The organism is Neobacillus drentensis (assembly GCF_036965245.1).
Classification (GTDB): Bacteria; Bacillota; Bacilli; order Bacillales; family Cytobacillaceae; genus Neobacillus; species Neobacillus drentensis_G.
The window spans coordinates 2,697-10,291 of record NZ_JBALPG010000206.1 but is presented as its reverse complement, the minus strand read 5'-3'; the positions used below and the strand labels follow the sequence as shown (position 1 = coordinate 10,291).

At 36.9% G+C, this 7,595-nt stretch carries 6 protein-coding genes; 3 read left to right on the top strand and 3 right to left on the bottom strand.

Features of this window, described 5'->3' with window-relative positions:
* Window positions 1-81 precede the first annotated feature (81 nt).
* On the bottom strand, window positions 82-2,838 hold the full coding sequence (locus V7150_RS25310) for a dynamin family protein (protein ID WP_335523801.1): 2,757 nt from the start codon (window positions 2,836-2,838) through the stop codon (window positions 82-84).
* A gap of 500 nt (window positions 2,839-3,338) precedes the next feature.
* On the opposite strand from V7150_RS25310, the gene V7150_RS25305 reads away from it, so the two are divergent.
* Window positions 3,339-3,848 carry a hypothetical protein gene (locus V7150_RS25305; RefSeq protein ID WP_335523798.1) on the top strand — a complete coding sequence of 170 codons (510 nt, stop codon included), beginning with the start codon at window positions 3,339-3,341 and terminating at the stop codon, window positions 3,846-3,848.
* 14 nt (window positions 3,849-3,862) lie between these two features.
* The gene (locus V7150_RS25300; RefSeq protein ID WP_335523795.1) at window positions 3,863-4,123 is read left to right on the top strand and encodes a zinc ribbon domain-containing protein; all 261 of its coding nucleotides are present in this window, start codon (window positions 3,863-3,865) and stop codon (window positions 4,121-4,123) included.
* A gap of 160 nt (window positions 4,124-4,283) precedes the next feature.
* Here the strand turns inward: V7150_RS25300 and V7150_RS25295 are convergent, their stop codons facing one another.
* Window positions 4,284-4,931, bottom strand: coding sequence for a hypothetical protein (locus V7150_RS25295; RefSeq protein WP_335523792.1), 648 nt, complete (start codon window positions 4,929-4,931; stop codon window positions 4,284-4,286).
* 82 nt (window positions 4,932-5,013) lie between these two features.
* On the opposite strand from V7150_RS25295, the gene V7150_RS25290 reads away from it, so the two are divergent.
* Window positions 5,014-7,146, top strand: a complete 2,133-nt coding sequence (locus V7150_RS25290) for an ATP-binding protein (protein ID WP_335523790.1) — start codon at window positions 5,014-5,016, stop codon at window positions 7,144-7,146.
* 62 nt (window positions 7,147-7,208) lie between these two features.
* Here the strand turns inward: V7150_RS25290 and V7150_RS25285 are convergent.
* On the bottom strand, window positions 7,209-7,595 hold a 387-nt coding region (locus V7150_RS25285), incomplete at its 5' end, for a DUF3267 domain-containing protein (protein WP_335523787.1).

Sequence of the window (7,595 nt, the reverse complement as noted above, 5' to 3'; positions counted from 1 at the left end):
CCCTAAGGGCGAAGACAGAGGCGTAGTTGCACTTATGCGTTAGCCTAAAAAGAAAGATGCCCGTTGGACATCTTCCTTGTTTTAATAGATAGTTTGCATTCCCTTTCCGGCCACTGTCATCCATTCGAACTGACGCAGTCTTACTTCAAACAGTGTCAATGGATCACGGAAAATTTCAGGGTTGGTGTTCATTTTTTTAAGCATTTCTTGGTTTGTTTGAATTCCTGATCGAGCTTCTTCGACAGAACCGGTTAACGTAGTTAATGGACTCTTGAAAAACAAGGTGATGTCCCGCTCCAGTGATTTTTCAAACAGCTCAAACGGTTGGAAAAATTGCTTACATACTGTTGAAATCGCCTCGGAATAATCTTCATTCTCCACAAAGGCTTTGTATTTATTAAAAAGTAATGCCTTGTTTTGCGATAGCGCTCCAAATAGTTTCCCGGCACTTTTTAACAAAAATTGTGATGGTGTACGGCGGAGCAGAATATTGACGTTTTCAAGCTGAAAGCGGCTTGTCATCCGATCGGTATCCCGTCGCCAATCATCAAGCACCTTAAAATCACATTCGAGCTTGATGCGCTCTTCCCCATACATTTGATTAAAGCCTTCACCCATCTCATTCAAAAATTCTTGGCTTTGCTGGAATTCCCCTTTACAATATTCAATCCAATCCTGCAGTGAGCGGTAAAATTTCGGCATGACCGTTTGTTCCAAGTAATCTTGAATTCTTCGATTCATCTCATCATTAAGCTCTAAATGAATCTTACTGAAATTGCTGTCTTCCTTAATTAAGGAAGAACACTCTTTAAGCATTTTCGGAATGCTTTCTGAAATATCCTCTTTAATAGTTTCCTTAATAGCACCATAGGATTTCGTGATGGTATTGGTTTTTTGTACTTCCGTATCCTTAAGTTGGTTTACCGCTCCATTTAATTTCATTAACATTTCTTCATTCCAACGCACCGATTCAATCAGCTGATTTTCAACATCAATTCGTTTTTGCAGCAGGCTGGCAATCGTGGTACGGATAAAGAAAAGCAGTTTCGCCAGTCGCTTATCCTCTATATTTCTTGTATTCTTAATGGAATGAATAAACGATGTTAATTCCTTCAGTTGCTGTCCGTTATCGTATTGTGAAGAAAAAGCAAATACTCTTGCATCAGGCAAATATGAATGAATCAATGACCTCGTTTCATCAAAAATGCGAAGAGCTTCCTGCTCACCTACAATCGTATCCATTTTACTTAACAGAAAATGAACAGGAATATCTGGGGCTAACTCCTGAATTTGCGATAAAGCTGCCTGCTCCTTTTCAGTAAACGGTGTATTAGCATCAAGGACAAATAGAACAGAATCAGCAACATGCAGGGTTTTCAGCACTTCATAGCGATCATACTGTTGGGCACCCTTTAAACCAGGGTTATCGATGAAAGCAACTCTATTTTCCTGTAAAAATACATTCGGCAGCTTGAACTCAATCATTGATTCTAGTGCATTGCGGCGGCGATCCATTCGTTCTTGAAAATCAGAAAAATCAGGTAAGCGAATAATCTCTCTATCAGTTATTTCAGTGACTTCACAATCCTCAGCATGTGTAAACATCACCATTGATGAGGTCGGGCCATCCTGTAAATCTTCTCCTAAAATAGTATTCAGAAAAGTTGATTTTCCCGTTCCGTTTAACCCGGTAATAAAAATATGCTGTGTATCAAAATCAACTAATTGGTCCACAAGCCATTTGATTCGATAATTCTTCCCCATATCATGTGCCTGTGCCCAATTCATAATGGAATCAAAAAGTGAAAGGCACTCGTCAAGTTCATTCATATCTGTTTCTGTCATGCTGATCAGTTTTTCCGCATCATTGACGATCGATAAACTTATACTCGCAGGAAATAGCTCATTCCATGAGAGAACAGCAGCTGATGATAAAACTACATTTGCTTGATCCGCCAACCGGAGCCAATTTGTTAACAAGTCAGGAATAAAATCCTGAAGTACTTTAATGAAGTATTTTCCTTCAATTAAACCAAAATACGTTTCCTTATGAAGCCTTGAAAGCTCCGTCCAGTTTTCGTCTTGATTGATATCAAGGTTTAATAAAAGATGGTTGATTTCACTTAACCATGCAAAATAAGATTCTTCGGTCTTGTAGCTATCCCACAGTGATGAAACCAGCTGTTCAAATTTATGTTTATCCAGACTAAACAGAAGGATTAAGGCCTGGGAAAAATAACTCGGTGCATGGCTTTTCGTAACACCGCTTTTAATATAAGTGTTTAGAATTTCAAACCATTCCATAGAATCTGTGCGCTTTGCTTCGGTTACTGCCAGTTCAATGGCATTATCCCAATCTTGCTGTTCTTCAAAAAAGGTACGGGCAATTTCAGTGACATTCGGATAATCAGGGTTAGTGACGATTGTCTTTTTTATCGTCGAAACGGCTGCATCTACCTTCCCGCGCTCGATGTACAGCGAAAATAACTGTAACGCCACCTCCGCATTTAATGTAGAATTATCAGTTTTAATCGCCGTATAAATATCCTCAGCCGTTGATAGCATCCCAAGCTCGTAGTAGGCATCTGCAGTATTTTTCTTTGCCCATGGCTCGAGTTCATCTACGATGTTTTCCCATTTAAAAATGGCAGTTTCATAATCTTTATGATGAAAATATACTTCCCCCTGCGCAAAGCGAATAGACGATAAATCAGGAACATCTTGCTTTGCCTCCTCCTGAAACACCTCACCAAGAACGCGAATCGGGTGCATATTCTCATGCTCATTTATGTACATTTTATAGTACGTCTTTTGTTTTAATTGCTTCTCTAACGTCATTGTCTTTCCCTCCAATTGCAAACACTCTATGTCATTCATATGGAAAAGAGTCATAATTATTCCATATACTATTCGACGAATATACAGACTATAAGTCTCAATTATATCGATTCTAACAAAGCTTTTTTTTAAAATGATGTCAGTTGTGTTTCAATTTAAAGACAAACTATACGAGAACAAGGTTTCGTTAATAGATTTTAGCGGTTGGGAACTTTTTCAAAAGATATAAACTTTGATTCCACCAAATATTTGAGTTCATTTTCCGCGAAAGTGTACTTTCTCTCTTTAGGCTGCTTATGTCTTTCGAGAAAGCATGTAATTCTCCACTTGTGTAATTTAATTGTCCCAATATCTTGCCAAAACTGCTTTCTTGATATCAGAATAGTCAATAAATAAAGTATAACATGGTTCATTACCGTTAAAAATAGATTTGACCATTCTTCCATTTTTCCCTATCCGCAATGTATAATGAAACTAAATCATTAAGGAGATTATTGACTTTGGAAAAAGAACAAGCTATTTACTTAGCAAATCATATTGAAAAGTCAAAACCTGTATCTTATGAAATTAGGAAACTAGAAACAGTTAGCGGTACCTTACCGAAGTTTCATCAATGGACGAACGGCAAAAAAACGTTAGCCGCTTATGAAGTTACTCGACCGGAAAGTGACACTGGCTATTACTTTTTATTTATTGATTGGCACCGCAATGACAATTATTATTTAGTCATTTATGCACATGATAGGTCGACAACTTGTGCGGAGATCCGGCAAACTCATGAGCTTGAAGATGGACCACATCTTGTCTGGACATACAAACCATTTAAACGTGATGGGAAAAACGATCAAAGGAAGGCATACTTTAAGCAAATGTTTGGATCGACTACGGTTCAAATTAAACTGCCTTCTTCACCACTTGAGGTAGAGGATTTTTTCCGACAATTGTTTAAGCTGTGTCAAAATCGGATAAAAGCGGACAAAATTGTAGATGTATTTAATTTTGAAAATTGATAGGAGTGTAAAAAATGGCAATCTATAAAAACTGCCAAAGCTGTGGTATGCCTTTAGCAAAAGATGAACTAGGCGGCGGAACAGAAAAGGACGGGACAAAAAGCACGATGTATTGCAGCCACTGCTATATGAATGGAGAATTCACTCTGCCAAATATTACAATGGAGGAAATGAAAGAACGAGTAAAGCAAAAGGTTGTTGAATTCGGTATGCCAAAGTTTATTGCTGGCATGTTTACAAGAAATATTCCTAAGCTGGAAAGATGGAAAAGATGACAATCATGTCGTCTTTTTTCTTTCTCAAAAATGCAGCCAAAAACGACCAGATTGAAAAACATGCTTTAGGACTGACGAACGCTTTTTCAGACAGAATCATTAAGCAGTATCCTAATCAATAAAAAAAACGGGAGAACTCTCCCGTTTTTCTTCATACAAATTATTGGTTAAGGTTAATTGTATCAAATTGTACAATTCCTGTTTCACTATGTCCGTGGATAGATAACACTCCATTGTTTTCAATTACCACATATGGACAGCAATCGTAGATTACTAATCCTCTTAAGGTTCCTTCCACACGATACGATTCATGGAATCCTTCACTCAGGTCATCATAGTTATTGGCTGTCATGACTGACACTTCATTTCCTTCTTGAACTGCATAATGATGGGCTGTCTTGCTGACAATCTTTTCTTTTGCTTCATAAAAAATGCGGCCGGAATCATAAGCAGTAGTCCGATTATCCTCATACGTACCGTCATTGAATTTCCACCATAAATCGCTGAAGACCTTTAATTCTTTAGCACCAGGTGTCTCCACAACGATTAGAGGCGCTTCTATAGGACTTCCTTTAAAGATAACAAATAAATCCTTTAATTTTCCAAGCTGAGCTGGACCTTTTGTTTCATAAAGCTGACCGCCAGGTGCGGAAACGTATACTCTTTCGCCTTTTTGCAGGGCGGTGTAGCCATTCTGTGTCTGAGTTTGGATTCCATTTTGCTGCTGTGATGCACTTGCTGTTGCAGGAATTGCTAACATCGCTGTTAAAGTAAGGCCAGATAAAATTTTTAATGTTTTGTTTTTCATTTTGTCAATCTCCTCTTATAATGTTATTAAGAACATTTTGTTCCACAAAGGGAATTATAAAAAGAAATGACTTTCACCTTCAATGTCAACTTACTCTCATACTTTCATCTTTATCGTGTTTAACTTGTTATCCAATTTATTCAGAAATGGAGGTGCCGCATCGATGCAAATAAGCAATATTCTTTCTAATATGGAAAACCGATGGTTTGTTGGCCGAGAAAAAGAATTAAACGCTATTGCTGAGGTAAGTATAACAGACCCTTCCTGGCGTCTCCTACACCTTTATGGACCCACTGGCATCGGAAAAACCACCTTACTTAAAAGGTTTCAAACCATACAATCGGATTCAACTATTATCTTTTTGAGTGGGCTCGAAGGATATGACACTAAGGAAAAATTCCTAGCAGATCTTTTTGAGGAAGTCCAAAAGTTAAAACCAGATGCGGCTATCAACTTTTCACTTAACGAACAATACCTAGCTAACAATCTAAATGAACTAGCCAAGGAAGCAGAAAAAATCGTTTTACTTCTTGATTCATTTGAACTTTGGAGTCCTATTCATAAATGGTTTAGAGAAAAATGGATTCCCCTATTGTCCATACAAATTAGAATCGTAACTTCTTCAATGTTCCAACTGCCTGCAGACTGGTTCCGTACGCCCGGCTGGTTCGGCTTAATACAAACAATTGAGATTGGAAGCTTTAAAAAACAGACAGTTCAACAATACCTTGATTTAAGAGGAATTCATGATAACGACTCTCGTTATTATATTGAATACTATTCCAAGGGGGTGCCATTAGCCCTTCGTATTATTTGTGATATTGTTGAATTGAATGGTGGTACATTTAAAGAGGAAAACGAGGATTTTCGCCATTTTCTCTATTCCCTTAGCCAACAGCTTTTATCTGCCTCAAACGAAATCGTTCACCATCAAGAAATATTGACGACTGCATCGTTATTCTGGTGGTTTGATTATGATTTGTTAAATAGTGTTTGCGGTGAATCTATTACAACTTCGCAATTCCACCAATTTTGCCAGCTTCCATATATTGAACTAAGTGAAAATGACTGCTGGCGAATTAATGATGCCATTCGGCAATGGCTGAATACAGACCTATCTGTAAGAAATCCAGAGAAATACGAATTCCTTTTAAAAAAGGCAACGCTTGCCCTTACAAAAAAATTAGAAACCATGCCGGCAGAACGTAAGCTTCCCTATGTACTTAATACTCTGCATGTAAACCAAAATGGATATATTAAAAGGTTCGGATTCGGTGCAAGCAATCGTCAATTTACTCCATGTCCAATCAATGAATCGGAGATTCCTATTCTAATGGATATGTTTCGAAACTTTGTAGTCTCACTAAAACCATTTTTACCTGATAAATGGCACCAGGATCAGTATTTCCATGAGGTTTGGACATCAGCACCTGATTCATTTATCGGATTCCGATTTGAGGAAAGACTAGTTGGATTTTTAACATTTGTTCCGCTCAATAAAGATACACGCAAAATGTTTCTTAAAAATCCCGTTTATCGGGAATATATGGAAAAATCTAAACACCAAGAAAAGGAATATTTAATCTGGGTAATTTCATCCGATCCACAATATGATCCAGATGTAACAGCTTTTATTTTGCGCTACATATTTTCCAATTTGGCGGAAGATACATTAATTAATGTGGTTTCTCCCTTCCCTGACCTTTCCAATATTTTTAAATCTCTAGGATTCAAAACGATTGATTGGTATCAAAAGAAATATACTAATGAAACCCCTATGACATTTCTACAGTTAGATCTTAGGAACAGGGATCTTTCGATGGCTATTACTCAATCACTTAAAGCACCTAAACAAATTCAAATTAACGGGATCATTGAAATGACAGCTCTTTTGAAAAAATTCTTTGTTACTTTTCATAAATCTGAATCAGAAAAAATCATTCAAGCTGTCTTTTCTTCCTTCCCTTACTTAACCAATGAAACTGACAGTGGAGGTTTTCGAAAATACCTTATTAAGGTTATAGAACGAATGGACCAAGGTTCAGAGGAAGAGCAATTGTACGCCACTATTATTAAATTGGCCTATATTAAAAAAACAGCTAATCATGAACTCATTGCTGACAGATTGAATTTATCGTTAAGCACCTATTATCGGTATTTAAAAAGAAGTATCGAAAAGGTGGCATATCTTTTATTAGAAAACCAGCACGATTAATTTTCAAACAAAAACTAGGAATGTTAAAGGGAGGCTTTCTTAAGCCCCCCTTTAACATTTATTTATGATTCTAGCTTCCAATAGGTCCTTGTTCCATTATTTCTTAATAGTGCCTTGTTCGGAACTTGAAATAGTACCAAGAAAAGGCCCATGATATCAAGAGAGGAACCGAGGGAATTAAGTATAATAAAAAAAAGCACTTTACCTGTTAATAATCCCGAGATACATAGAATAAGAGGAAACAAAATAGAAAGAATTAGAAAAGGCGCCACTAATATAAGAATATACCTTGCTTTCGTTAATGTTTGTTCTGTATGAACAAACGCCGCCAAAAAAGTTAGCCCAATAATGATATCCTTTGACTTCAAAAAGTTAGGAATAAAGATCAAATGAAAAAATTCATGTACGATTAACACTGACAACAACACAATAATTAAACCTATATCAAT

Excerpts from the sequence above, each read along its gene's own strand:
- V7150_RS25310 (WP_335523801.1), bottom strand. The coding sequence starts at position 2,838 with ATGACGTTAGAGAAGCAATTAAAACAAAAGACGTACTATAAAATGTAC.
- V7150_RS25300 (WP_335523795.1), top strand. The coding sequence starts at position 3,863 with ATGGCAATCTATAAAAACTGCCAAAGCTGTGGTATGCCTTTAGCAAAA.
- V7150_RS25295 (WP_335523792.1), bottom strand. The coding sequence starts at position 4,931 with ATGAAAAACAAAACATTAAAAATTTTATCTGGCCTTACTTTAACAGCG.
- V7150_RS25290 (WP_335523790.1), top strand. The coding sequence starts at position 5,014 with ATGTCAACTTACTCTCATACTTTCATCTTTATCGTGTTTAACTTGTTA.